The sequence below is a fragment of the Pseudomonas monachiensis genome, from assembly GCF_047345015.1.
Classification (GTDB): domain Bacteria; phylum Pseudomonadota; class Gammaproteobacteria; order Pseudomonadales; family Pseudomonadaceae; genus Aquipseudomonas; species Aquipseudomonas monachiensis.
Genome location: NZ_CP178857.1, coordinates 2321155 through 2347115, shown reverse-complemented (window position 1 = coordinate 2347115; position 25961 = coordinate 2321155). Strand labels below are relative to the sequence as shown.

26 protein-coding genes are annotated in these 25961 nt (G+C 61.9%); 17 read left to right on the top strand and 9 right to left on the bottom strand.

Annotated features, from left to right (window positions below; all coding sequences use genetic code 11):
* Positions 1-8: 8 nt before the first annotated feature.
* Genes ACMDB8_RS10665 through ACMDB8_RS10640 form a run of 6 tightly spaced genes read right to left on the bottom strand, consistent with a single transcriptional unit; the run spans position 9 to position 4998 of the window.
* Complete coding sequence (locus ACMDB8_RS10665) at positions 9-509, bottom strand: aromatic-ring-hydroxylating dioxygenase subunit beta (RefSeq protein ID WP_409079422.1); 501 nt, start codon at positions 507-509, stop codon at positions 9-11.
* On the bottom strand, positions 506-1789 hold the full coding sequence (locus tag ACMDB8_RS10660; RefSeq protein WP_409079421.1) for an aromatic ring-hydroxylating oxygenase subunit alpha: 1284 nt from the start codon (positions 1787-1789) through the stop codon (positions 506-508). The genes ACMDB8_RS10665 and ACMDB8_RS10660 overlap by 4 nt, the downstream gene beginning before the upstream one ends.
* Before the next feature lie 23 nt (positions 1790-1812).
* Positions 1813-2961: an amidase gene (locus ACMDB8_RS10655; RefSeq protein ID WP_409079420.1), complete on the bottom strand. Its 1149-nt coding sequence runs from the start codon at positions 2959-2961 to the stop codon at positions 1813-1815.
* Positions 2958-3428 (bottom strand): nuclear transport factor 2 family protein, encoded by a 471-nt coding sequence (locus tag ACMDB8_RS10650; protein WP_223542134.1) that lies wholly within the window; start codon positions 3426-3428, stop codon positions 2958-2960. Before ACMDB8_RS10650 ends, ACMDB8_RS10655 begins: the two co-directional genes overlap by 4 nt.
* 3 nt (positions 3429-3431) lie before the next feature.
* Positions 3432-3803 carry a hypothetical protein gene (locus tag ACMDB8_RS10645; RefSeq protein WP_056723091.1) on the bottom strand — a complete coding sequence of 124 codons (372 nt, stop codon included), beginning with the start codon at positions 3801-3803 and terminating at the stop codon, positions 3432-3434.
* A gap of 31 nt (positions 3804-3834) precedes the next feature.
* The gene (locus tag ACMDB8_RS10640) at positions 3835-4998 is read right to left on the bottom strand and encodes an acyl-CoA dehydrogenase family protein (protein ID WP_409079419.1); all 1164 of its coding nucleotides are present in this window, start codon (positions 4996-4998) and stop codon (positions 3835-3837) included.
* A gap of 321 nt (positions 4999-5319) precedes the next feature.
* Here ACMDB8_RS10640 and ACMDB8_RS10635 point away from each other — a divergent pair, with 321 nt between their 5' ends.
* The 7 genes from ACMDB8_RS10635 (at position 5320) to ACMDB8_RS10605 (ending at position 11305) form a co-directional block, all read left to right on the top strand.
* The gene (locus tag ACMDB8_RS10635) at positions 5320-6801 is read left to right on the top strand and encodes a PAS domain-containing sensor histidine kinase (protein ID WP_409079418.1); all 1482 of its coding nucleotides are present in this window, start codon (positions 5320-5322) and stop codon (positions 6799-6801) included.
* 223 nt (positions 6802-7024) lie between these two features.
* The gene (locus ACMDB8_RS10630) at positions 7025-8173 is read left to right on the top strand and encodes an amine dehydrogenase large subunit (RefSeq protein WP_056723097.1); all 1149 of its coding nucleotides are present in this window, start codon (positions 7025-7027) and stop codon (positions 8171-8173) included.
* A gap of 11 nt (positions 8174-8184) precedes the next feature.
* The gene (locus ACMDB8_RS10625; protein ID WP_409079417.1) at positions 8185-8724 is read left to right on the top strand and encodes a MauE/DoxX family redox-associated membrane protein; all 540 of its coding nucleotides are present in this window, start codon (positions 8185-8187) and stop codon (positions 8722-8724) included.
* A 5-nt stretch (positions 8725-8729) separates the two neighbouring features.
* Positions 8730-9356 (top strand): methylamine dehydrogenase accessory protein MauD, encoded by a 627-nt coding sequence (mauD, locus tag ACMDB8_RS10620; protein ID WP_056723101.1) that lies wholly within the window; start codon positions 8730-8732, stop codon positions 9354-9356.
* A gap of 18 nt (positions 9357-9374) precedes the next feature.
* Positions 9375-9896 (top strand): methylamine dehydrogenase light chain, encoded by a 522-nt coding sequence (locus ACMDB8_RS10615; RefSeq protein WP_008050506.1) that lies wholly within the window; start codon positions 9375-9377, stop codon positions 9894-9896.
* Positions 9897-9999: 103 nt separating this feature from the next.
* On the top strand, positions 10000-10521 hold the full coding sequence (locus ACMDB8_RS10610; RefSeq protein WP_056723103.1) for a hypothetical protein: 522 nt from the start codon (positions 10000-10002) through the stop codon (positions 10519-10521).
* A gap of 112 nt (positions 10522-10633) precedes the next feature.
* The gene (locus ACMDB8_RS10605; protein WP_056723106.1) at positions 10634-11305 is read left to right on the top strand and encodes a class I SAM-dependent methyltransferase; all 672 of its coding nucleotides are present in this window, start codon (positions 10634-10636) and stop codon (positions 11303-11305) included.
* A gap of 190 nt (positions 11306-11495) precedes the next feature.
* On the opposite strand, the gene metE is transcribed toward ACMDB8_RS10605, so the two are convergent.
* The gene (metE, locus tag ACMDB8_RS10600; RefSeq protein WP_409079416.1) at positions 11496-13784 is read right to left on the bottom strand and encodes a 5-methyltetrahydropteroyltriglutamate--homocysteine S-methyltransferase; all 2289 of its coding nucleotides are present in this window, start codon (positions 13782-13784) and stop codon (positions 11496-11498) included.
* Between the two features lie 298 nt (positions 13785-14082).
* On the opposite strand from metE, the gene ACMDB8_RS10595 reads away from it, so the two are divergent.
* The 5 genes from ACMDB8_RS10595 (at position 14083) to ACMDB8_RS10575 (ending at position 18133) form a co-directional block, all read left to right on the top strand.
* Positions 14083-15120 carry a FecCD family ABC transporter permease gene (locus ACMDB8_RS10595; protein ID WP_409079415.1) on the top strand — a complete coding sequence of 346 codons (1038 nt, stop codon included), beginning with the start codon at positions 14083-14085 and terminating at the stop codon, positions 15118-15120.
* On the top strand, positions 15120-15887 hold the full coding sequence (locus ACMDB8_RS10590; protein WP_056723110.1) for a heme ABC transporter ATP-binding protein: 768 nt from the start codon (positions 15120-15122) through the stop codon (positions 15885-15887). The genes ACMDB8_RS10595 and ACMDB8_RS10590 overlap by 1 nt, the downstream gene beginning before the upstream one ends.
* An 18-nt stretch (positions 15888-15905) precedes the next feature.
* Positions 15906-16790, top strand: coding sequence for a ChaN family lipoprotein (locus ACMDB8_RS10585; RefSeq protein WP_223542128.1), 885 nt, complete (start codon positions 15906-15908; stop codon positions 16788-16790).
* A gap of 226 nt (positions 16791-17016) precedes the next feature.
* Complete coding sequence (locus tag ACMDB8_RS10580) at positions 17017-17622, top strand: SCO family protein (protein WP_056723114.1); 606 nt, start codon at positions 17017-17019, stop codon at positions 17620-17622.
* A gap of 1 nt (position 17623) precedes the next feature.
* Positions 17624-18133 (top strand): copper chaperone PCu(A)C, encoded by a 510-nt coding sequence (locus tag ACMDB8_RS10575; RefSeq protein WP_056723116.1) that lies wholly within the window; start codon positions 17624-17626, stop codon positions 18131-18133.
* 120 nt (positions 18134-18253) lie between these two features.
* Here the strand turns inward: ACMDB8_RS10575 and ACMDB8_RS10570 are convergent, their stop codons facing one another.
* Positions 18254-18670 (bottom strand): organic hydroperoxide resistance protein, encoded by a 417-nt coding sequence (locus ACMDB8_RS10570; protein ID WP_046040328.1) that lies wholly within the window; start codon positions 18668-18670, stop codon positions 18254-18256.
* Positions 18671-18791: 121 nt separating this feature from the next.
* The gene (locus tag ACMDB8_RS10565; protein WP_056723118.1) at positions 18792-19121 is read right to left on the bottom strand and encodes a hypothetical protein; all 330 of its coding nucleotides are present in this window, start codon (positions 19119-19121) and stop codon (positions 18792-18794) included.
* 184 nt (positions 19122-19305) lie between these two features.
* On the opposite strand from ACMDB8_RS10565, the gene potE reads away from it, so the two are divergent.
* The 5 genes from potE to ACMDB8_RS10540 all read left to right on the top strand — a co-directional run bounded on the left by potE (position 19306) and on the right by ACMDB8_RS10540 (position 25946).
* Positions 19306-20715, top strand: a complete 1410-nt coding sequence (gene potE, locus ACMDB8_RS10560; protein ID WP_056723119.1) for a putrescine-ornithine antiporter — start codon at positions 19306-19308, stop codon at positions 20713-20715.
* The gene (locus ACMDB8_RS10555) at positions 20712-22997 is read left to right on the top strand and encodes an Orn/Lys/Arg decarboxylase N-terminal domain-containing protein (RefSeq protein ID WP_056723121.1); all 2286 of its coding nucleotides are present in this window, start codon (positions 20712-20714) and stop codon (positions 22995-22997) included. Before potE ends, ACMDB8_RS10555 begins: the two co-directional genes overlap by 4 nt.
* A 194-nt stretch (positions 22998-23191) precedes the next feature.
* Positions 23192-23593: a hypothetical protein gene (locus ACMDB8_RS10550; RefSeq protein WP_056723123.1), complete on the top strand. Its 402-nt coding sequence runs from the start codon at positions 23192-23194 to the stop codon at positions 23591-23593.
* Positions 23593-24132 carry an HD domain-containing protein gene (locus ACMDB8_RS10545; RefSeq protein WP_056723124.1) on the top strand — a complete coding sequence of 180 codons (540 nt, stop codon included), beginning with the start codon at positions 23593-23595 and terminating at the stop codon, positions 24130-24132. The genes ACMDB8_RS10550 and ACMDB8_RS10545 overlap by 1 nt, the downstream gene beginning before the upstream one ends.
* A gap of 200 nt (positions 24133-24332) precedes the next feature.
* Positions 24333-25946, top strand: coding sequence for an arylsulfatase (locus ACMDB8_RS10540; protein ID WP_056723126.1), 1614 nt, complete (start codon positions 24333-24335; stop codon positions 25944-25946).
* Positions 25947-25961: the final 15 nt, after the last annotated feature.

The following is a 25961-nucleotide window of genomic DNA, read 5'->3' as shown; positions in this document are numbered from 1 at the left end:
TATTGCCCTCACAAAAGGAAGCCGAGCGCGCTCAGGCTGTCGGTGGAGTTGATCAGGCGCACCACTTTGCGCTCCAGGGTCGGCACGCCGTCGGTGAATCGAATGCGGTGGTTCAGGTCGGCCACGAACGGCGTGTGCACGCCGCGCTTGTAGGCGTACAGCAACTGCGCCGAATTGACTTCGACGATGTCGCCGGCCGCTTCCACCAGGCGGAAACGCGAGATCGTGCGGATGGTTTTCGCCGCGTCCACCGCCGACGGCGAGTAGCCGGCGGTCAGGCGTTCGATGCGCAGGCCACGCATGCGCGCATCGTCGTAGGCGTAGTTCAGGGTCGCTTCGAAGTCTTCGGTGTCCGGGTCGATCGGCACGATGTACTTGCCGCTTTCGCTCCACAAGGTCGCCCACTCGGCGTAGTTCTTGTGGTCGAGCAGTTCGGCTTCGCGCCAGATGAATTCGATGGCCTGGGCCAGGGGACCGGAAAAACCGTTCAGGGTGTCTTGATTGCTCATTGGCTCATCATCCTTTTCCACATGTCGTAGGCACCGCGCATGCCGCCTTCGTCGGTGGCGTGGCTGACCTTGTCGCCGTTTTCAGCGGTGATTTCGCGGTTCAGGCCGCGGTTGACCAGGATTGGCGCATCGACGCCGGCATACGAGCCGCGCTGCACGCGGTCCCAGGCTTCGGCATCGTCAGGGCTGCCGAAACCGAACGGGCCCTGGAAGTGTTCGTGGATGCGCATGCGTTCGCGGTTGGCAATTTCCGGGCCGCCGTCCATGCCAAGGGCCACGTGGCGGATCTCGGTTTCGCTGACCGACACCGGGCGCAGCACACGCAAGAACGACATCGACATCGCCACGTTGGGGAACAGGTTCAGGTTGAAACCGGCGCCGTGCAGCGAGCGCACGATGCGACGCACCTGATCGGCCGGCAGGGTTTTCGACAGTTCTTCGGTCACATGGGCGAAGCGTTCCTGCAACTGTTCGGTGCCGTCGTCATGATCGAGATCGACGTGCTCCGGCACCATCACCATCACGCTGTGGCCGTTGCCCAGCGAATGGGTCACGGCTTGTTCGTCGGTCATGAACGAGAGCATTTCCGAGGTTTCTTCATCGACCGACGACATGAACGACTTGTGCACGATCGGGAAATGGTAACCGTCGGTGGTGTTTTCCAGCTGGATCTTCCAGTTGCCCTTGAAGCTGAACTTGTGTTCGCCCTGAGTCTTTATCGGGTAACCGGCGCCCTGTTTCATGAACAGGTCCATCCAGTGTTTCGCGCCGCCAAGGAAGTCTTCCAGCGGTTCGATCTCGTCGTTGTAGCTGGCGAAGACCATGCCGGCGTAGCTTTCGACGCGCAGGCTGGTCAGCGGCAATTCGGATTTCTCCAGGATGCCTTCGTAGCCATCCGGATACGGCAGCGCACGCAACTTGCCGTCCAGGCCGTAGGACCAGCTGTGGTACGGGCAGGTGAAACCGGTGGCGTTGCCCTTGTGCTTCTCGCACACGGTGGCGCCACGGTGGCGGCAACGGTTTTCCAGCACGTTGATGTTGTTCTTCTTGTCGCGCACGACAATCACCGGGCGACGGCCGATGGTGGCGGTCTTGAAGTCGCCGCTGTTGCGCACTTCGCTTTCGTGGGCAACCCACACCCAGGTGCGGTAGAAAATCTTGTCCAGCTCGGCTTCGAACAGCGCCGGGTCGTTGTACAGCGAGACGTCGACGCGGTCGTGTCGGACCAGGTCTTCCGGGCTTTTCGACGATGCGATCAGCTGATATTCATGAGTGCTCATGCGGTTCTCCTCATGGCTTCTTTTTATGATTTTGATTTAGAGCCAGGCCGCTCACCGGCCATGCTCTGTTGCAGTTGCGCACCAAAGGCGCAGACCAGTTCGTCCTGGCCCTTGCGGCCGACGATTTGCAGGCCGACCTTCAGCCCGCCGCAGTCGAGTTCCACCGGCACCGTCAGGGCCGGGTGGCCGCTGAGGTTGAAAGGCCGAACCAGCGGGGTCATGCCGGCCACGGCTTTGCTGCCGGCGCGGGCTTCGCTGAGGGTCGGCGGCAGGCTCGGCATTGTCGGCAGCAGCAATACGGCAAAGTCTTCCAGCACCGCGTCCACCTGTTGGGTGAACGCTGTGCGCACGGCTTCGGCCTCAGCCAGTTCCTGGCGCGTGGTGCGGCTGGCCGCCAGCAAACGTGTTTCCACATCGGCGCCGATCAGGCCCTTGCCGGTCAGGTGACCGAACGCCGCCCAGTTTTCGAAATTGATCACGGTCAGGCCGGCGGCGAACGCCGCTTCGAATTCACTCAGGTGCAGGTTGCTGCGACGCCATCCGGCGCGGTCGGTGGCGGCTCCGAGACTTGCTTGCAGATGCGCATCGCAGGCCACCTCGAGAAAGCCGACCCTGGCGCCGTCACCTGGCAACCCTTGAGCGGTAAAGCCCGGGCAGATCACCTGCATCGCAGCGATCAGGTCCTCCATGCTTTTGGCGAACGGCCCGACGCAATCGAGGCTCGATTCCAGCGGATGGGCGCCGACACGGCTGACACGGCCATAAGTCGGCTTGAGCCCGGCAATCCCGCAGCAGGCTGCCGGCACGCGCACCGAACCACCGGTATCAGTGCCGATGGCGATGTCCGCCAGGCCTGCCGCGACCGCCGAAGCCGAACCGCTGGAGGAGCCGCCAGGAACGCGATCCGGCGCTTGCGGATTGATCGGTGTGCCAGTCCAGTCGTTGATGCCGGTCACGCCGAACGCCAGTTCATGCAAGTTGGTCTTGCCGACGATCTGCCAGCCAGCGTCGAGGATCGCATCGACCACTTCGGCGTTTTTCGTCGCCGCCGGTGCATCGGCGAAGGCGCGGCTGCCCGAGCGGGTCGGATGGCCGGCGATGTCGATGGAATCCTTGATGGCGACGCGCTTGCCGTTGCCACCGAGGAGGAATTCGCTGATGAAAGTACTCATGCATTCAGCTCCGTGTTGAACAGCCGTTGCGTACGGAAATGCGCGATCAGCCAGACGCCGTCGACACAACGAAAATCGATGTTCAGGCGCGTGCCGAACAACTCGTTGCGGCCATCGGCGTACGTCGAGATCTGCTGCATGATCCACTGCCCCTGCGCCGCCTTGCCGTCGACCACGATCGACTCGCTGGTGAGGTAATGCAGGTTCAGCTTGAAGTGGTCGGACGGCGGCAGATAACCGCCGACAAACGCCGCCACCGCTTCACGCCCCTGGTGCTGACCGAAGGTCTGTGCGGTCTGGGTGCCGAGGCCTTCCCAGATCGCATCCTCGGTGAACAGTTGCGCCAACTGACTCAGATGAATCGCCGCCCGCGGCACGTCGCACAGGTCCATGTAGCGCGCCATCAGGCGACGCACTGCGCTTTCCCCTTCGAGCGTCGCCAGACGCTGCAGCAAGGCCTCGTTCATGGCTTACACCTTGGCCGCATCAGGAATGGTCAGCGGGCGACCGATGCGCGCTTCGATCCTGGCGTAGCGCCACAGGCTGTACTGGCCGACCGGCGTGGTGCGGAACAGGTTGCAGGCGTCGATTACCGACTGGTGGCAGTCGACGTCGGCCATGATGTACACGGTCCAGGGCGAGGTGGTGGATGGGCCGACCATCAGGCGGTCGTCATCCATCGCGCCGAGCACGGTGATGCCGGGCATGGCGCCGAGGTCACCCATCATCTGGCTGAAGCCTTTCCACACGCTCAGGCCTTCGCCGGTGGGCAGGTCGAAAAAATTCTGGGTGATGCCGATGCAGAAGACGACGCGCAATGGTTCTTGGGTGGTTTGCGACATGGGTGCGATTCCTTGAAAAAGTAATGGGGATTCAGATGTAGCCCGGGAACGGCGGCACGCCGAGGAACACCGAGCCGGCGCCGTCGTACAGGCCTTCGCTGAGGAAGGCGTGCTGGGTCACCACCATCGAGTCGCGCAGGTAGCGTTGCAGCGGATGGCGCAGGTAAATGGCGGTGGTGCCGGCCAGGCTGTAGGCGCTCTGCACCACCTCGGCACCGGCCTGGGACACGTGAATCGCCGACAGGCGCAACAGGCTGGTCTGCTCCGGGGTGACCGGGTTGCCGGCCAGGATCGAGTTCCACACCTGTTCGGTGGCGTTGTAGAAAAAACCGCGGGCGGCGCTGAGCTTGGCTTCAGCCTTGGCGATCTCGATGCGCACGTAGGCGCGGTCGGACAGTTTCGGCGCGCCGGTGATGCCGCTGCCGGCCGCCATACGGCTGATTTCGTCGAGGGCCGCACGGGCCAGGCCGAGGTTGACCACCGCCAGCACTTGCGCGGCATAGGCGATCGACGGGTAGCGGAACAGCGGTTCGTCGATGGTCGCGGCTCCGCCACGGATGAACGTCCAGCGCTCATCAACGCGTTTATCGCTCACTCGCAGGTCATGGCTGCCGGTGCCCTTGAGGCCGACCACTTCCCAGTTCTCGACGATGTCGACCTGCTCCGGGCGGAACACAGCGGTGCGCGGCTTGCCGCCGGCAGCGCCGATGCCAACGCCCAACAGGTCTGCGCCTTTACAGCCGCTGGCGAATTTCCAGGTGCCGTTGACCTGATACCCGCCTTCCACGGTCTCGGCCGGTTGCAAGGGGAACAGGCCGCCGGCGAATACCAGGTCAGGGCTTTCGGCGTAGAGCTCAGCCAGGGTTTCCCGTGGCAAGGCTGCCAGGTAGACACCGGCGCTGCCGAAGCTGGCCACCCAGCCCGCCGAGCCGTCGGCTTCGGAGATGCGCTCGATCATTTCCAGGAACAGCACCGGTGCCAGGGCGTCACCACCGAAGCATTTCGGCGTGGCGGCGCGAAAAATGCCCACCTGCTTGAAGCGCTCGATCATGTCCCGAGGCACGTGGGAGCCGGCGTCGAATTCTTCGCGACGCTGGCGAACCTCATCCAGCACTTGCTGGAATAGCTGACTCTCGACCATTGGCACGACCGGGGCGGACACAGGGTCTTGTTGCGCGACAGCTGAACGCAGCATGGGCTAGTTCTCCGTTTTGATTATTGTTAGTAGGCTCCGCTGCTCCCCTGCCTGTAGGAGCTGCCGCAGGCTGCGATCTTTTGATCCCGACAAATCAACATCAAAAGATCGCAGCCTTCGGCAGCTCCTACAGAGAAGATGTGTGGATGCCTTTGCATTGAGGTCCAGTGTAAAAACCGCGTCCCGGCACAACTATTGGTGCGTGCAACCCCCCCGCTAAAGAAATCCCCTAGCCCGCCACCGATTACCTCTGAGCGCATCCCGCTGTGCGAGCAGGTATAAAACGCCATACTGCAAATCTCTGCCGCCAGGGGCCGTGCGATGTACCAGCCAAAACCGAACGACTTTTATGCGCTGATCGAAGCCATGCCGCTGTGCATCATTCTTCATGACGCGCACACCAAGGAAATTCTCTGGGCCAACGGCGCTGCCCTGGCGGCGCTGGGCTTTACCCTGGAAGAACTGACGCCGCTCAAGGCCCCGGACATGACCCGCGACGCCCCGAAGTACCGACGCTCGGTGGGCTTGCGCTGGCTGGAAGGCGCCGCGCGCACCGGGCAACGGGCCATCGAATGGTGCTATCGCTCCAAGCAAGGGGTGGAGATTCTTTCCGAGGCGGTGGCGACCCTGGTGCACCTGGACGATCGCGATGTGCTGATGGTGCAGTTCCGCGACATTTCCAAGGAAGACAAGGTCAAGCGCGACCTCAAGCGTTTCGAGAGCCGGCTCAAGGCCTTCATGCAGGACCTGGCCGAAGGCGTGGCGGTGCTCGGCCCCGAGGGTGATATCGGTTTTATCAGCGACTCCGGCGCGCACCTGCTCAACAGCGAAGTGCACCAGCTGATGGGCAAGAACTTCCTGGCCTGGTGCGACGACGCATCCGGCCAGCGCCTGCTGCAACAGCTTGCCCAGGAGAGACCGAAGCACGCGCCGTTCAACGTGCATTACAAGGTGCAGCGCCGCGATGGCGAATGGCGCTGGCATGACGCAACCTGCCGCTACATCGAGATCGAGGACGATCTGGTCGGCCACCTGCTACTGTTCCGCGACGTGACCGAACAGGTGCAGGCCGAAGAGGCGCGGCGGGTCAGCGAGCAGAAACTCGAATACCTGGCGCGCTACAACGCCATGGGTGAAATGGCCGTGGCGATTGCCCACGAGTTGAGCCAGCCATTGGCGGCGACCCGCAACTTTATTGAAGGCGCGGTGATTCGCCTGGGCAACGCCGGCGAAACCGATCAAGGCGTCGCCTGGGGCTTGCAGAGCGCCGTGCGGCAGATCGAACACGCCTCGGTGATCATCAAGAGCGTGCGCGATTACGTGGTCAAGCTGGAGCAGAGCGAAGAGCTGCTCGACCTTAATGAGCTACTGCGCGAAACCCGCTACTTCATCAGCCTGCGGGCCGATCCGAGCCTGGTGCGCGTGGAAATAGTCACCACCTCAGAACCGCTGCGGGTGAGTTGCGAGAAGGTGCTGATCGGCCAGGTGATCCTCAACCTGGCGTTCAACGCCATCGAAGAAATGGCCGACCTGCCTACCGAACGACGCTTGTTGCGTATCCATGCCAGCCGCGAGAACGATGTGGCCCTGGTGCGCATTGAAGACAGCGGGCGCGGCATCCAGGCCCAGGCGCAAGAGAAACTGTTCGACGGCTTCTTCTCGTCCAAGGTCAGCGGCAACGGCATCGGCCTGGCGCTGTGCAAGAACATCATCGGCCGCCACCGTGGCGATATCTGGGCGCAAAACCTGGAGCCGTGCGGCGCTGTTTTCAGCTTCTCCCTTCCCCTCGCTTCCCTCGTCTAAAGCAAAAGATCGCAGCCTGCGGCAGCTCCTACGGGGACCTCATTGCCCTGTAGGAGCTGCCGCAGGCTGCGATCTTTTCGCTCTTCCATACGACTGGCACAGACACACAAACACTTGGCAGGCAGGGCAATTCTCGCGATCGCGGGGCACGGCAGAATCAAAGGGTAAAAATCTGCCAAAGCACCCGCGATCCGCGTTACCAACAATTCAGGAAGTTCCCCTTATGCGAACAAACAGGATCTCCGTACAGTCAGCGCTAGGCCTGAGCCTGCTTGTACTCGGTTTGAACAGTGCCCGCGCGGACTTGCCCGCCGGTACGATTGGCCAGACCGTTCTGGCGTTTCCACCCGAAGCTCACCGCGCGTTTGTCATCGACGTCGAGTTCGACAGCTTCGTGGCGGGCCGCGTGACCGTGGTCGACCCGGACCAGAAGCGCATCCTCGGCATGGTGCCGACCGGTTTCGCGGCGCCGTCGACCCTCAGTCACGACAAGAAAACCCTCTACAGTGCGGACATCTGGTATTCCCGTGGCACCCGCGGCACCCGCACCGACGTGCTCACCGCGTGGGACAGCTCGACCCTGTCGCCGGCCTGGGAAGTGCTGATCCCGAACAAGCGCGCCGAATCGCTGACCCAGCGTTACTCGCTCAAGCCGAGCGGCGACGACAAGTTCGTCTACGTCTACAACTTCACCCCGTCGACGTCGGTGACCGTGGTCGATACCCAGGCCAAGGCCGTTGCCACGGAAATCGCCATCCCCGGTTGCGTACTCAACTACCCGGTCGGCAACCGCCGCTTCGCCTCGCTGTGCGGCGACGGCAGCCTGCAGGTGGTGACCCTCAACGATCAGGGCCAGGAAACCGCGCGCAGCCGCACGCCGTTCTTTGATCCGAACGCGGAAAAACTGGTAGAGCGCGCGGTCAACGTCGGCGATACCTACTACTTCACCACCACGACCGGCACCGTACGCCCGGTGGATTTCGCTGGAGATGCGCCGAAGGTCCTGCCGTCCTGGTCGCTGGTTTCCGACGAGGAAAAGAAAGCCGGTTGGGCGCCGGGGGGCTGGCAGTTGATGGCCGTGGCACCAAAACTGGACCGCCTGTACGTGCTGATGCACGACGCCCACGAACCGTTGAAGTGGGAAGACCCGAGCCCGTTGATCTGGGCGTTTGACCTCAAGACCCACAAGAAGGTGGCGACCCTGGAAGCCCCGGTTCCGGTGTGGAGTATGCAGGCCACTGGCGACGACAAGCCGTTGTTGCTTGGCACCGACGTGGAAGGCGGTTTGCAGATTTTCGATCTGAAGACCAACAAGCTCACCGGCAGCATGCCGAAAGTCGCCAAAACCGCGACTCAGGTCCTGAGCTACTAAGAGGTTCGGCCATGCACACAGATCCGATCTTCATCATTGCCAGCGCCGTCGCCATCGCGGTGTTGCTGGCCAGCGCCGCGACCCACAAGTTGCGCGCGCCGGCCCGCTTCGCCCGGCAAGTGGCGGACTATCAACTGCTGCCCGAGGCGCTGGTGCGCCCGACGGCACGGCTGGTGCCGCTGCTGGAACTGGCCATCGCCTTTGCCCTGCTGGTGCCGGTCAGCCGTGGTTATGCCGCGTTGAGCGCCGCCAGCCTGTTGGCGCTGTACGCCGCTGCCATCGGCATCAACCTGTGGCGCGGTCGCGCCGACATTGATTGCGGTTGTGCCGGCCCCGACCAGGCACAGCCGCTGCGCCCGGTGTTGCTGGCACGTAACAGCGCGCTGGTGCTACTGGCGCTGGTGGCCAGCGTGGCGCCGGTTGCCCGCGACCTCAACCTGTTCGATGGCTTCGTGACCCTGGCTGCGGCCGCCGTTGCGCTGCTCATCTACGCCGCGGCCGATGGCCTGCTGGCGAACTCCCCTCTTCTGCTCAAATTGATTGGTAGGTAATCGAAATGGAAGGCTTGATTGTTTCCAACGTTCTGCTCTGGGTGCTGCTGGTGGCCGTGGCATTTGTCGTCATGGGCCTGGTGCGGCAGATTGGCGTGCTGCACGGTCGCCTGGCGCCGGCCGGCGCGTTGATGGTCGACAAAGGCGTGGCGGTCAATGAACCCGCGCCGCAAGTCACTGCCAGCGACCGTCACGGTCGTCCGGTGAACTTCGGTTATGCCGGCGAGAAATCGCAACTGCTGTTCTTCCTCTCGCCGACCTGCCCGATCTGCAAGTCGCTGCTGCCGGCGATCAAGTCCATCGCCAAGGAACAGGCCGGCACGCTCGACGTGGTGTTCGTCAGCGACGGCGACATGGATGCCCAGCAAGCGCTGATCCGCGAACATAAACTCGAAGACACCACCTATGTGGTCGGCCCGGAAGTGGGTATGACCTACCAGATCGGCAAGCTGCCGTACGCCGCGTTGATCGACAAGGCCGGCACCCTGCGCGCCAAAGGCCTGGTCAACTCCCGCGAGCACCTGGACAGCCTGTTTGAAGTCGAGCACTTGAAGCACGCCACGCTGCAGCAGTACCTCAATGCCCAACCGCACACCCACGATCACGACCACAGCCACGGCCATAGCCACTGATAAGGCAGGGAGACCTTTATGAAACTGCTGGATCTGTTGTTTGAGCGTTCGTCCCGCCGTGTCGCCGACACCACGTCGCGTCGTAAATTGCTGGCACGCATGGGTTCGCTGATGGTGGCCGGTGCCGCCCTGCCCCTGCTGCTGCCGCTGGACCGCACCAGCAAGGCTCTGGCCGCGGAACCCGCGCAGGCCGGCGACCCGGGTGATCCAAACAGTTGCGACTACTGGCGCTACTGTTCCATCGATGGCTTTCTGTGCAGTTGCTGCGGCGGGTCGGTGACGTCCTGCCCACCGGGCACCGAAGCCTCGCAAGTGACCTGGATCGGCACCTGCCGCAACCCGGCCGACGGCAAGGACTACATCATTTCGTACAACGACTGCTGCGGTAAGCAAAGCTGCGCCCAATGCGCCTGCACCCGCAACGACAGTGAAGAACCGGCCTACCGCCCGTTCAACAACAACGATGTGAACTGGTGCCTGGCCGCCAAATCCCACATCTATCACTGCACCGTTTCGGTCATCCGCGGCGTCGCCGTTTAAAACAAACGCGCTTTCCGCCGGTTGTTCGCGCAATCGGCGGCTTTTTTATTTTGTCCGGCTGTTTTTTTAACTTTCGCCCGCAACAAGCAAAAGGTGCTCAGTCATGCGCAAGTTGCTACTCCTCGGTCTCGTCTGCGCCCTTGGCGCCCCGCTCGCCTATGCCCGGGCCATTCCCGACCCGAACCAGCATCACGCGCCGGGCAATGAATCACTGCAAACCCCGATTGCCCAGGCCGGTTACAGCGTCGGCGTGAACTACCAGCTGCAATGCGCCGGTTGCCACCTGGGCGACGGCACGGGTTCGGCCGCCAACGACACGCCACGGATGAAAGGCTTTGTCGGCAACTTCCTGAAAGTCCCCGGTGGCCGAGAATTCCTCGTGCGGGTGCCGGGCATGTCGCAGTCGGCGCTGAACAACGCGCAACTGGCGGACTTGCTCAACTGGCTGATGCGCAAAGACGGCATGGCGGGCGACAGTCTGCCGGCCGACTATCAGCCCTACACCACCGAAGAAGTCACAGAGTTACGGGCCAAGACCATGCTCAACCTGCCCGGCACCCGTAGCGGGTTGATCAAGGCCATGCGCGCCAAGGGCATCGCGATCGATGACGGGATGAACTACTGAGGACAGTCTGTCGTTGGTGCCGGGTAAAACCGGCTGAAAACAAACCAGTAGAATGGACGATCGGAACCCTTGCCCTATCCTTTCATCCAACCCATCACGCCGGACATCGACCATGTCAGCCCCCGAAACCACCCTCCTCGACAGTTGGCACCACAACGCCCGGGCCTGGATCGACGCCATACGCTCGGGCACCATCGAAAGCCGCCAAAAGGTCACCGACCAGGCCATCGTGCTGGCGGTGCTGGGTCGTCAGCCCGAGCGTGTGCTCGACCTGGGTTGCGGCGAAGGCTGGTTGTTGCGTGCGCTGACAGCCCGGGGTATCGAGGCGGTCGGCGTGGATGGCGATGGGACGCTGGTGGCGGCGGCGCGGGCGGCGGGCGCTGCGCCGGTGCATTTGGCGAGTTATGAACAGTTGTTGGAAGCGAAAGTCGACATCGGCCGCGACTACAACCTGATCTGCGCCAACTTCGCCCTGCTGCACCAGGACATCATCCCCCTGCTCGCCGCCATGAACACCCTGCTCGCCCCTGGCGGCGCGCTGGTGATCCAGACGCTGCACCCGTGGGCGGCTGCGGCGGGCGATTATCAGGATGGCTGGCGGGAAGAGACATTCTCCACGTTCAAGGGGCAGTGGCAGCCCATGCCGTGGTATTTCCGTACCTTGTCCAGTTGGCTGAATGCGCTGGACATGGCGGGATTTACTCTTGCCAGCCTGCAGGAGCCACAGCACCCGCAAAGCCCCGTGCCGCAGTCATTGCTGTTGGTGGCCGAGCCACGGCGCTGAGTGGTTTTAACAACGCACACAGTTATTGTGCCCGCCGAAAATCCCTGTGGGAGTGGCGGTGCGGCGATCCGACTTGCCCGCGAAGAGACCGGCACATTCAACATCGATGTCGCCTGACACTCCGCCTTCGTCGGATCGCCGCCCGGACCAAGCCCGCTCCCACAGGTTCAGTGGCGCATCCACTAAAGCGTCAGGCCCATTCTTTACGCAGGTGGCGCGCAGCGTTGACCATGTGCACCAGCGCCGCTTCGGTTTCCGGCCAGCCGCGGGTCTTCAGGCCGCAGTCCGGGTTGACCCACAGGCGGTCGGCGGGAATGCGCTTGGCGGCCTTGCGCAGCAGGTTGGCCATTTCCGTGGAGTCCGGCACCCTTGGCGAGTGGATGTCGTACACGCCCGGGCCGATTTCGTTGGGGTAGGCAAAGGCTTCGAACGCGTCCAGCAGTTCCATGTCCGAACGCGAGGTCTCGATGGTGATCACGTCGGCATCCATGGCGGCAATGGACTCGATCACATCGTTGAATTCGCTGTAGCACATGTGGGTGTGGATCTGGGTTTCGTCACGCACGCCGCAGGCGCACAGGCGGAACACTTCGGTCGCCCAGTCCAGGTAGTGCTGCCACTGCGCCTGGCGCAACGGCAGGCCTTCGCGGAACGCGGCCTCGTCGATCTGCACGATCTTGATCCCGGCGGTTTCCAGGTCCAGCACCTCGTCGCGAATGGCCAAAGCCAGTTGACGAGCCTGCACTTCGCGGCTCACGTCTTCACGGGGGAACGACCACATCAGCATGGTCACGGGACCGGTCAGCATGCCCTTCATCACCTTGTCGGTGAGGCCCTGGGCGTAGCGGATCCACTCCACGGTCATGGCTTTCGGGCGGCTCAGGTCACCGTAGATCACCGCCGGTTTCACGCAGCGCGAACCGTAGCTCTGGACCCAACCGAAACGGGTGAACACGTAGCCGTCGATTTGCTCGGCGAAGTATTCGACCATGTCGTTGCGCTCGGCTTCACCGTGCACCAGCACGTCCAGGCCTAGCTGCTCCTGCACTTGCACGGCGTGACGAATCTCGCTGTGCATCGCCTCGGTATATTCGGCTTCGGTCAGCTTGCCTTGCTTGAACGACTGGCGAGCCAGACGGATCGACGCGGTTTGCGGGAACGAACCGATGGTGGTGGTCGGGAACAGGGGCAGGTTCAGGCCGGCGCGCTGTTTCTCGATACGCAGGGCAAACGGCGAATGACGCTGGCTGTCCTGGGCGGTGATGGCAGCAACCCGCGCCTGCACGGCCGGTTTATGAATGCGTGGCGACGCAGCACGGCTGGCCTGCACGGCGCGGCTGTGAGTCAGCGCTTGCAGCACCTTCGGCGCTTCCGGTTCGCTGACAGCCTGAGCCAGCACCGCGACTTCTTCACACTTCTGCACGGCAAACGCCAGCCAGCTTTTCAGTTCGGCATCGAGCTTGTCTTCACGCTCCAGATCAACCGGGCTGTGTAGCAGCGAACAGGATGGCGCGACCCACAGGCGATCCCCCAGACGCTCGTGAGCATGTTGCAAGGTAGCCAACGTGTTTTCCAGATCGCAGCGCCAGACGTTACGGCCGTTGACCACGCCCAGCGACAGAACTTTGTAGGCCGGCAGGCGATCGAGGATGGTCGGGTACTGCTCAGGCGCACGCACCAGATCGATGTGCAGGCCATCCACCGGCAGGTTGGCGGCCAGGCCCAGGTTCTCTTCCAGCCCACCGAAGTAAGTGGCAACCAGCTTCTTCAATGGGTCACGCTGAATCAGGTTGTAGGCCCGCTCAAAGGCGTTCTTCCAGGCCTGTGGCAGGTCGAGCGCCAGGATCGGCTCGTCGATTTGCACCCATTCGACACCCTGTGCCGCCAGGCGCTGGAAGATCTGGCCGTACAGCGGCAGCAGGCGATCCAGCAGTTCCAGCTTGTCGAATTCGGCGCCCTTGGCCTTGCCCAGCCACAGGTAAGTCAGCGGGCCAATGATCACCGGCTTGACGTTATGCCCCAGTGCACGGGCTTCTTCGACTTCTTCGAACAACTGGTCCCAACCGAGCTGGAACTGCTGATCGGCGCTGAATTCAGGGACGAGGTAGTGATAGTTGGTGTCGAACCACTTGGTCATTTCCTGGGCGTGCGCGCCGCCGCAGCAGCTGTCGCTCACACCACGGGCCATGCCGAACAGGGTTTGCAGGCTGGCCTTGCCATCGTGCGGGCGGAAACGCTCCGGGATCACACCGAACATCAACGAATGGGTCAGGACCTGGTCGTACCAGGCGAAGTCGCCAACCGGCAGCAGCTCGATACCGGCGTTTTTCTGCAAGTCCCAGTGGGTCTTGCGCAGGTCGCGGCCCACGGTACGCAGACCGGCTTCGTCGAGTTCGCCCTTCCAGAACGCCTCTTGCGCCTTTTTCAGTTCACGGTCGCGACCAATGCGCGGAAATCCAAGGGAATGGGCCACAGCCATGTCAAATAACTCCAATGCGTTCAATGGGGCCATTGTCGACAGTGCCAGCGAGTGAGACAAACTCATTTTAATCTTGATGATCACAAGTTCTCCTCATGATCGATAACGCCATACATAAACACCTGATCTGGCGTGACCGAACCGTGGCGTGTGCGTAAGCCGGGCGTCGATGGCATCATCACCCGCTACGAACCCCTCTGATCGGCCAAGGAATAGTCCCGATGCGTATCAAGACACTGCCGGCCCGTGCCACGGCGTTCTACCCGGACGCCAAAGCGCGGACCGCCGGGATCAGCCCATGACGGCCATTTTTCGGCCGCGTCCGACGTTGATCTTTTTGCTGTTGTTGCTGGTTCTGGTGTTCTGGCTGTCCCTGGCCCTCGGGCCGGTCAGCCTGCCGCCGGGAGACACCTTGCTGGCCGGGATGCGTCTGCTGGGGTTGCCGCTCGAAGGTGGCGACACGCAGCAGGCGGAGTTGATCCTCGGGCAGATTCGTCTGCCGCGCAGCTTGCTCGGCATCGCCGTGGGTTCGGTACTGGCGCTGTCCGGCGTGGCGATGCAGGGGTTGTTCCGCAACCCCTTGGCCGACCCGGGTCTGGTCGGCGTCTCCGGTGGTGCGGCGTTGGGTGCCGCCCTGGCCATCGTCGGCGGCAGCCTGCTCGGTGGCTTGCCGCCGGCCATCGAACCTTATCTGCTGTCGGTGAGCGCCTTCTCCGGCGGCTTGATCGTCACGATAGTGGTGTATCGCTTCGGTCGCCGCAATGGGCAGACCGACGTCGCCACCCTGCTCTTGGCGGGTGTGGCGATGACGGCCATGGCCGGTGCCGGGGTCGGTCTGTTCACCTACCTGGCCGATGATGCGACCTTGCGCACCCTGACGTTCTGGAACCTGGGCAGCCTCAACGGTGCCAGTTACCCACGCTTGTGGCCCCTGTTGATTGTCACCGTAGGCGTGGCGTTGTGGTTGCCCCGTCGCGCGGCGGCGCTCAATGCCATGCTGCTGGGTGAATCGGAAGCGCGTCACCTGGGTTTTGACATCGAGCGGATCAAGCTTGAGCTGGTGTTGTGCACGGCGCTCGGCGTCGGCGCGGCCGTCGCGGCGGCCGGGCTGATCGGTTTTATCGGTCTGGTGGTGCCGCATCTGATGCGCCTGCTGGTGGGTCCGGATCACCGGGTGTTGCTGCCCGCCTCGTTGCTGGCCGGTGCCAGCCTGTTGTTGCTGGCCGATCTGGCGGCGCGCCTGTTGTTGGCGCCGGCCGAACTGCCCATCGGCATCGTGACTGCACTGATCGGCGCTCCGTTCTTTCTATATCTGCTTGTGCGAGGGCGTTCCTGATGCTGCGGGCAAACAACTTGCTGGTACGTCGTGGCAACCGCACGGTACTGGCAAACATCGATATCGAGTTGCGCCCCGGTGAAGTGCTAGGCGTGCTGGGGCCGAACGGTGCCGGCAAAAGCACCCTGCTCGGGGCTTTGTGTGGTGAACTGGCGACCAGTGAAGGCAGGGTCAGCCTCGACGAGCGTCCACTCGCCGACTGGCCGGGTCAGGAACGGGCCAAACGCCTGGCCGTGCTGCCGCAGAGTTCGAGCCTGAACTTTGCGTTTTCGGTCAATGAAGTCGTCGGCATGGGGCGCTTGCCCCACGCCAGCGGCCGCGTGCGTGATACCGAAATCGTCGCCGAGGCGCTCAAGACCGCCGATGCCCTTCATCTGGCCGGACGCAGCTACCTGGCCCTGTCGGGCGGTGAACGCCAGCGCGTGCATCTGGCGCGGGTGCTCGCTCAGCTCTGGCCAGGTGCCGAAGGGCAAACCCTGCTGCTCGATGAGCCGACATCGATGCTCGATCCACTGCACCAGCACACTATTTTGCAAGCCGTGCGCGACTTCGCCGAGCGTGGTGCCGCGGTGCTGGTGATCCTGCACGACCTCAACCTGGCCGCACGTTACTGCGATCAACTACTGTTGTTGCAACAGGGCCTGCCCCACGCCTACGGTCCACCGGCAGAGGTGCTGACCACCGAGGCGCTGGCGGCGGTGTATGGTCTGGAAGTGCTGATTCAGCAACACCCGGAACGTGGCCACCCGTTGATCATCGCGCGCTGAGACCAATAAGGAAAACCGATGCGCTTTGTGTTGCTCTGTGCATTCAGCCTGCTGGCTGCCTGCCAAACCCATCAGGTCACCCCACTGCCGGCGCCGATCGCCCCGCAAGGCCGTGATCACACCGACCTCGGGGTCATTCGCGAACTCGCCACGGGCCGTACGCTGACGCCACAAGAACTGGTCGAACGCCTGGCCGCTGCGCCGCGTGTTCTGGTCGGCGAACAGCACGACAACCCGGACCACCACGCCCTGCAATTGTGGCTGCTGCGCGAACTGGCGGCGCAACGCCCACAAGGCAGTTTGTTGATGGAAATGCTCAATCCAGATCAACAGGCCAGGGTCGATGCCGCGCAAGCTGCGACCCGCGCGGGCCAGCCACCGATCGATGCGTTCAAGGCGCTGGCCTGGCAGGCCAATTGGGACTGGAGTGTTTATGGCGCACCCGTCAACTACGCGCTGCGGCAACCGTATCCGCTGCTGGCGGCGAACCTGGACCGCGCGCAGATCATGCAGATCTACAAACAGCGCCCGCTACTCACGGGGCAAGCATCCACCACTCAACAGGTGCAGGCGACCTTGCTGGACGACATCCGCGAATCCCATTGCGGCCTGCTGCCCGAAGCGCAGATGCCGGCCATGCTCGCCGTGCAGCAGCAACGTGACCGGCGCATGGCCGAGCGCCTGATGGCCGCGCCGAAGCCTGCGTTGCTGCTGGCCGGTGCCTTCCACGTGCGCAAGGACCTGGGGGTGCCGCTGCACCTGAAGGATCTGGGTGCCGGTGAAGGGAATGCGGTGCTGATCCTGGCCGAAGCGGGCAAGACCGTGACCGCCGAGAGTGCGGATTACGTGTGGTACACCGCTGCGCAACCGCAACAGGATCATTGCGCGAAGCTGCGTCGTTAAAACGACCCGACAGATTGCCCTGAACCTTTGTGGCGAGGGAGCTTGCTCCCTCGCCACAAGAGCACTTTCACCCTGACAGCGCGACACTATGTCACGCCTGTGCGCCGGTCCAATGGTCGTATCCGCACCTCCGGCACCGGCACAGTTTGTTAACATCCCTGCGATTTTTTCGTCTGTACAGTCATCACGCTGTCATTTCAGCCTGTTCAACAGGATGCTTTTTTTCATGAGTACTTTGTATACCCGCCGGACTGTCCTGCAAGGCATGGGCCTGTTGAGCCTGGGCCTGCTCGCCGGTTGCGACGACAGCAGCAAGCTGTCGTTCAACTACGGCAAGGACCTCAGCGACAAGATCATGGGGCGTAACTTCAAGCTCAAGAACCCTGAGGGCGAAACCCGGATGCTGGGCAGCTATCGCGGCCTGATGCCGATGGTGTTCTTCGGTTTCACCCAGTGCCCGGCCGTGTGCCCGACCACCCTGGCCCGCGCCGCACAGGCCAAGAAACTAATGGGCCGCGATGGCGAAAGGCTGCAGGTGGTCTTCATCACCCTCGACCCTGAACGCGACACGCCAGAGTTGCTCGACAAGTACGTCAAGGCTTTCGACCCGAGTTTCGAAGCCCTGTACGGCACGCTGGAAGAAACCGCCGCCACCGCCAAGGAATTCGGCGTGTTCTTTGAGAAAGTCCCAAGCGGCGATACCTATACCCTCTCCCATACCGCGACCAGCTATGTCTTCGACTCCCGGGGCAATCTGCGCCTGGGACTGTCCGCGTCCCTGACGGCCAAAGAGTGCGCAGAAGACCTGCTCACCGTGATGGAGGTTTGCTGAAATGAATGCCCCGCAGGCTAAAAACCGCTTCGTGCAACGCTGCAAGCAACTGGCACTGGGCCTGTCCCTGGTCGGCCTGGCCCTTCAGGTCTCGGCACAAACCCGGGTCGACGACGCCTGGGTCCGCGCCACCGTGGCCGGCCAGCCGTCGAGCGGCGCCTTCATGACCGTCACCGCCAGCAGCGACAGCAAGTTGCTGAGCGTGCAAACGCCGGTCGCCAAGCTGGTGCAGATTCATGAAATGAGCATGAAAGACGACGTGATGAAGATGCAGCAGGTGGACTCCGTGGCTCTGCCGGCCGGCAAGCCGGTGAGCTTCGATCCCAACGGCTATCACATCATGCTGATGAACCTCACAGGCCAGATCAAGGACGGCGACAAGGTGCCACTGACCCTGACCGTCGAAAACGCCAAGGGCGAGAAAGAGTCGATTCAGGTAGAAGCCGTTGCCAAAGCGATTAACACCATGGATCACGGCACGATGATGCATGATCACAGCAAGATGAATTGAATTTCTCGTAGTATCGCAACACAAAAAAAAGATCGCAGCCTGCGGCAGCTCCTACACCGATTTCGTAGGCGCTGCCGCAGGCTGCGATCTTTTTTTAGATCAAGACCTTTTCACGTCAACTTAAACAAGCTTGAGCACCACATTGATGTTGTTGCGCGTGGCTTTCGAGTACGGGCAGTACTGGTGCCCGGTGTCGACGATTTTCTGTGCGGTTTCACGGTCCAGCCCCGGCAGGCTGACATTGAGCCGCGCCTGCAGCAGGTAGCCGCCTTCATTGGTGCCCAAGTCAACCTCGGCATCGACCGCCACATCCTTGGGCAGCGCCACTTTCATTTCCCTGGCTGCAACCTGCATGGCGCCGATGAAACAGGCTGACCACCCGGCAGCGAACAGTTGCTCGGGGTTGGTTCCGCCACCGCCCGCACCCGGCGACGACAGCTTCACGTCGAGGATCCCGTCGGAGCTGCGGGACGCGCCATCACGCCCGCCGGTGGTGTGGGTTTGGGCGGTGTACAACACTTTATCGATCTGGCTCATGATGACCTCCTGATTGAGTTGTAAAAAACCGGTTTCACCCCATCGGGTCGCTGGGATGGTCAATCAATATAGTCGTCACAGCCCCGCACGGCGGTCGATCCGACCGACGCCCGCTTCTTCTTTATTTACGCGCCAACTTGTACCTGACGCAGTCCTCATAAAAGCTCTGGCGTACAGCAGCCGGTTTGAATCGCGACGGACTGTCATAAGTTTGCTCTGTAATGCCAAGAGCCATCATGCGCATCCAGCTTTTAGCGAACTTGTAGACCTGGATTTTCTGCCGGGCGGCATACAAGGAAACCCCTGAGAGCTTGAGTTCCTGTGCCCTTGCAGCGGTGCCCGCCCCCCAACTGCACATGTACTGATCTTTGGCGGCCAGTTCTTTTGCTTGAACCGAAGTGGCTATGCCCGCAACTACTAGCGGGACTAATGCGATCCATATCTTGCGCATTTCGACCTATCTAACCAATTGAAAACCAAGTAATTTTGCAGATAACTTTGAAACTTGGGGGCCAGCATCCTGCCTTTTTTGCAAATAAATGAAAAAGCCGGATGGGGGGTCGTCAATTTCTTGCGGGATTTCAAACCTTTGCTATAGCTAAGGTTCTCAATCGCCAACTAAGTGAGGCAACGGAATGTCAGTCGCAAAGAAAATGAGTGTGGGGCAACTGACAATGTTGACCGCCGTCAACATGTTGGGCTCAGGAATTATCCTGCTACCGACTAAACTCGCCGAAGTCGGTGCGATTTCTATCCTCTCCTGGCTGATAACGGCCACCGGCTCCCTCGCTCTGGCCTACGCCTTTGCGCGATGCGGGATGCTCAGCCGCAAGACCGGCGGCATGGGCGGTTATGCCGAATACACCTTCGGTAAAGCAGGTAACTACATCACCAACTACACCTACGGTCTCTCGCTGTTGATTGCCAACGTGGCGATCAGTATTACCGCCGTCGGCTACATCCAGGTGTTGTTCGGGATAAAGCTTGATTCGCTGCAAGTAGGCCTGGCCACTATTGCCCTGTTGTGGATCACCACTTTCGCCAACTTTGGCGGTGCCCGCATTACCGGCCGGATCGGCGCGGTCACGGTCTGGGGTGTGATTGCACCGGTGGTACTGGTATCCACGGTGGGCTGGTTCTGGTTCGACAGCAGCGTTTACGCCGCTGGATGGAACCCCCACGACAAGGGCTGGTTCGAAGCGGCAGGCGCCTCGGTGGCAATTACCCTGTGGGCCTTCCTCGGCCTGGAATCGGCTTGCGCCAACACCGACGCGGTGGAAAACCCTGAGCGCAACGTACCGATTGCCGTGCTGGGCGGCACCCTGGGGGCGGCGGTGATCTACATCGTCTCCACCAACGTCATCTTCGGCATCGTCGGCAACGAAGAACTGGTCACGTCCACCGCGCCGTTCGGCCTGGTGTTCGCCAAGATGTTCACCCCAATGGTCGGCGATATCGTGATGGCGGCCATGGTGCTCGCCTGCATCGGTTCGCTGCTGGGTTGGCAGTTCACCATCGCCCAGGTGTACAAAAGCTCGGCCGACACCGGCTACTTCCTGCCGATCTTTGCCAAGGGCAACAAAGCGGGAACGCCGATTGTCGGCATGCTGGTGCTGCTGGCGGCACAGACCGCGCTGGCCCTGCTCACCATCAGCCCCGACCTGAGCAAGCAGTTCGACACCCTGGTCAACCTCGCGGTGGTCACCAACCTGGTGCCGTACATCCTGTCCATGGCCGCACTGATGACCATGCAGAAAGTCTCCAACGTGCCGGAAGGCAAGGCACTGGCCACCAACGTCATCGCCCTGATCGCGGCGGCCTACAGTTACCTGGCACTGTACAGTTCCGGTGAACAGGCACTGATGCTGGGCGGCGTGGCCACGATCGTTGGTTACACCCTGTTCGGCTTCGTCAACAACCGCCTGATCCGCCTCGAAGCACTCAACAACAGCGTACCGACGCAAACCGTCAGCGCGCAGCACCTCACTGCCGAGCCAGTGCCGGTGAACAATCTGAATACAGCCACTATGGAGGTTCAAGCATGACGGAATATAAACACTCGCTGGGCATGCTGGCGCTACTGGTCAGCAGCCCGCCGGACAAGCGAACGGTGTTTGGCCGCGCCCTGGACCAACTGGTCCAGGACGTAGAGGGACGTGGTGTCAGCGTACTGGCCTCGGAAAGCCTCACCGATGCCGCCTCGATCCTGCGCTCGGACCCTGCCATTCAATGCGTGCTGATCCGTTGGGAAATGGACACCAGCGAAGGCCACGCCGACTGCACCAAATTGCTGGTCAAGCTGCGCGAGCGCAACACCCGCGTGCCGGTGTTCCTGATCAGCGACCGTACCACCGCGTCGAGCATTCCGTTATTGGTCATGCAGCACGCCGACGACTTCATCTGGCTGCCCGAGGACACCTCCCGCTTCCTCAGCGGGCGCATCCTGGCGGCCATCGAGCGCTATCGCCAGGCCGCCCTGCCGCCGATGTTCGGCGCGCTGGTGAAGTTTGCCCGCAGCTATGAATACTCCTGGCACACCCCAGGCCATGCCGGCGGCACCGCGTTCCTGAAAAGCACAGCGGGTCGGGCCTTCTACGAGTTCTTCGGGGAAAACCTGCTGCGCTCCGACCTGTCGATCTCGGTGGGCGAACTCGGTTCGCTGCTCGATCACAGCGGCCCTATCGGCCAGGGCGAACGTTATGCCGCCAAGGTCTTTGGCGCCCACCGCACGTACTACGTGACCAACGGCTCGTCGATGTCCAACCGCGTCATCCTCATGGCCAGCGTCACGCGCAACCAGATCGCCCTGTGCGACCGCAATTGCCACAAGTCCGCCGAGCATGCGATGACCCTGTCCGGGGCGATTCCGACCTACCTGGTACCGACCCGCAACCGCTACGGCATCATCGGCCCGATCCTGCCGCAGACCCTGAGCGCCGAAGGCGTGAAAGCCGCCATCGCCGACAACCCGCTGGTCAAGCAAGGCATCGACCCGACGCCGGTGCACGCCATTGTCACCAACTCCACCTACGACGGCCTGACCTACAACGTCACCCGCGTCGAAGAACTGCTGGGTGAAAGCGTGGACCGCCTGCACTTCGACGAAGCCTGGTACGGTTATGCGCGTTTCAACCCGCTGTACAGCGGACGCCATGCCATGCACGGCGACCCGGCCGATCATGACAAGTCCGGGCCGACCGTGTTCGCCACCCAGTCGACTCACAAGCTGCTGGCCGCCCTGTCCCAGGCCTCGATGATCCACGTGCGTGACGGGCGTAACCCGATCGAACATGCGCGCTTCAACGAGTCGTACATGATGCACGCCTCGACCTCGCCGAACTACGCGATCATGGCGTCCTGCGACGTCAGCTCGGCGATGATGGAGGCACCGAGCGGGCAGATCCTCACCAACGAGTCGATTGAAGAAGCCATCAGCTTCCGCCAGGTGCTCTCGCGCATGCATAACGAGATGCTGAGCAAGGACGACTGGTTCTTCACCTGCTGGCAGCCGCCGACCGTACAGGTTGGCGCAGCGACCGTGCCGTTCCATGAGGTCGACCCGGCCACGCTGAAAACCGACCCGAACTGCTGGGTCCTGCACCCGAACGCGGTCTGGCACGGCTTCGGCGACATCGAAGACGGCTACTGCATGCTCGACCCGATCAAGGTCTCGGTGCTCAGCCCGGGCATGGGTGACGACGGCAACCTGCTCGCCTCCGGGATCCCCGCTTGCGTGGTCACGGCGTACCTGGGCCGTCAGGGTATCGTGGTCGAGAAAACCACCGACTTCACCATCCTGTTCCTGTTCTCCATCGGCATCACCAAAGGCAAGTGGGGCACGCTGCTCAACGCCCTGCTCGACTTCAAGCGTGACTACGACGACAACGCCGAGCTCGAGCTGTGCCTGCCCGACCTGTACAACGCCAACCAGCATCGTTATGCCGGCATGGGCCTGAAGGATCTGGCCAACGAAATCTTCGCCGCAATGAAGAAGCACAAGACCACCGCCAACATGTCCCAGGCCTTCGGCACCTTGCCAAAAGCCGAGTTCAGCCCGGTGGAGGCCTACGAAAAACTGGTGCGCAACGACATCGAGCTGGTGACGCTCAACGAAGCCGCCGGGCGTCTTGCCGCGACCGGTATCGTGCCGTATCCACCCGGCATCCCGCTGCTGATGCCGGGTGAGAACGCAGGGCCGGCGGACGGTCCGCTGCTGGCGTATCTCAAGGCACTGGAAGCCTTCGACAAATCCTTCCCCGGCTTCACCCATGACACCCACGGGATCGAAGTCGAAGACGGCGTTTATCGGATGCTGGTACTGAAATAGGTCACGCAGTTTCACCGCAACACCTGTGGGAGCGAGCTTGCTCCGGGCGGCGCTCCGACGATAGCGTTTTTGCAGTCAACATCACTGTTGCCTGACACGACGCCATCGCGAGCAAGCTCGCTCCCACATTGCTTTGCATCCCCCCAAAAATCCCTATGGGCAAACTCGATCACTGCGCTCTATGATTGATCCCCATGACCACCACTGCTGCGATCCGCTCACCCTGCCCGCCCGGCGCCTGCGACTGCGGGCGCGACCCGCTGCTGGAAACACCAGGGGCGGACCTGCGCATTCTGTTTCTGACCCGCAACGAAGAAAAACGCCTGATCGAGCGCCTGGAGAACCTGCAGAGCCTGAGCGATCTGGAGCACCTGCAACGGCGCATGCTCGAACAGTTGGGTATCCGCGTGCACATCGCCCCCGGTTTCAACGAAGTGCGCACCATGCGCGGCATCGGCATCCAGGTTGGCGAACTGCCGGGGCTGTGCCGCAAGACCCGCGCCAACATCCCCGCCGCCATTCGCCGGGCCATGGAAAAGCGCCCGGAGATCGCCTACGACCTGCTCAATGCCAACGACCTGTTGCGTGACGCCTGATGACACCTCTTCTCGAACTCCCCCTCACCGACGAGATTCTCACTTCGTTCGCCCTGGCCATCGGGGCCGACCTTCAGGGCTACCGCAACCATATTTACCGGGTGCTGAATTTCCATGGTGCCCTGCGTGGTGCCGAAGGCCTGCCCCCGGACGCGGTACAAATCGCGGCGGCGTTTCATGACCTGGGTATCTGGACCGATGACACCCTCGACTACCTGCCCCCGTCCATCGCCCTGGCCACCGAGTACCTCGACAACCGGCAACGACCGGAACTGAAAGATGAAGTCAGCGCGCTGATACTTGAGCATCACAAGCTGCGCCGGTATCGCGGTGTCTACGCCGACAGTGTCGAACCCTTCCGCCAGGCCGACCTGGTGGACGTATCCCTGGGCCTGGTGCGTTTCGGCTTGCCCCGCAGCTTCATCAAAACCGTGCAGGCGACCTTTCCCGATCACGGTTTCCACTCGATGCTGATCAAGCTTTCCGCCCGGCAGCTCATCCGCTCGCCGCTGCGGCCGCTGCCGATGTTTCGCTGGTAACACAAACGTCTGCCTTCCCCTCTGACGTCGCCATTGCCGGAAAGCCATTTCGCGGCAATGTGCCTGAAACACTAACTTTCTGACTATTCACTACTGGATATTTCGAAATTCAAACCTACGCTCTTCGCGGGGGGTAACGCATTTCAACGACGGTTGGGGGCTCGTCTCTATGTACTCACGCTAGTGCGCAGGAGCTCGACATGAACCGGACAACCTTTTCCTCGATGTTTGCAGTCCCCCTTTTACTGTCTGCAATGGCGTTTCCCGGTCAGGCCCTGGCCGCCGACAAGGCCCCCAACATTCTAGTGATCATGGGCGACGATATCGGCTGGTCGAATATCGGCGTCTACAACCAGGGCATGATGGCCGGCAGAACCCCCAACCTCGACCAACTGGCGAATGAAGGCATGCGTTTCACCGATTACTACGCCGAAGCCAGTTGCACCGCTGGACGCGCCAATTTCATCACCGGCGAACTGCCGATTCGTACAGGCATGACCACCGTCGGCCAGGCTGGCTCGCCCGTGGGCATTCCTGCCGAAGCCGTGACCATCGCGACCGCCCTCAAGGCCATGGGTTACGCCACCGGCCAGTTCGGCAAAAACCACTTGGGTGACCTCAACCAGTTCCTGCCCACCGTCCACGGTTTCGACGAATTCTTCGGTTACCTCTACCACCTCGATGCCATGGAAGACCCGGCGCACCCCAATTATCCGAAGGAGCTGCTGGACAGTGTCGGCCCACGCAACATGGTCCACAGCTGGGCCTCCACCACCGATGACACGACGGTGATGCCACGCTGGGGCAAGGTGGGCAAGCAGAAAATCGAAGACGCCGGCACGCTCTATCCGGAGCGGATGAAAACCGTCGACGAGGAAATTCGCGACAAGGCCTTCTCGTTCATCGACAAGGCCAAACAGGACAACAAACCCTTCTTCGTCTGGCTCAACCCGACCCGCATGCACATCGTCACGCATCTGTCCGACAAGTACCAGGCCATGCGCAACTCGGAAAATGGCTGGTCGGAACAGGAAGCCGGCATGGCGCAGCTCGATGACATCGTCGGCGACGTCCTGGCGAAGCTGAAAAAAGACGGCATGGACGACAACACCATCGTCATTTTCACCACCGATAATGGGGCCGAGAACTTCACCTGGCCCGATGGCGGTACGACGCCGTTTGCCATGGGCAAGGGCACGGTGATGGAAGGTGGCTTCCGGGTGCCGGCGATCATTCGCTGGCCGGGCAAGGTACCGGCCAACCAGGTCGCCAACGGCATCATGTCCGGCATGGACTGGTTCCCGACCCTGGTCGCGGCGGCGGGCAACCCGAACATTACCGCCGAACTGCTCAAAGGCAAACAATTGGGCGACACCACCTACAAAGTTCATCTGGACGGCTATGATCAAACTCCAATGATCACCGGAAAAGGACCGTCGAACCGCCATGAAATCTTCTACTTTGGAGAGAGCGCCTTGGGTGCAGTGCGCATAGACGACTACAAATATCGCTTCATCGACCAACCGGGTGGCTGGATGGGAGCTAAAGTTGCTGTGGATGTGCCGATCCTGACCAACCTTCGACTCGACCCGTTCGAGCGCATGGGCTGGCCGGAAAACCAGGCCGCGCAGGGTTCGCAACAGTACTTCGACTGGTTCAAGTTCCAGTTCTGGCGCTTCGTGTTCGTCCAGCAACAGGTGGCCAAACTGGCGGAAACGGCGATCGAGTTCCCGCCGATGCAAAAAGGCGCAAGCTTCAACCTCGACTCGGTTAAAGCCAAGATCGCCGCGGCTCGGGCAGAGATGGCCAAATAACAGCCGAATCCACGG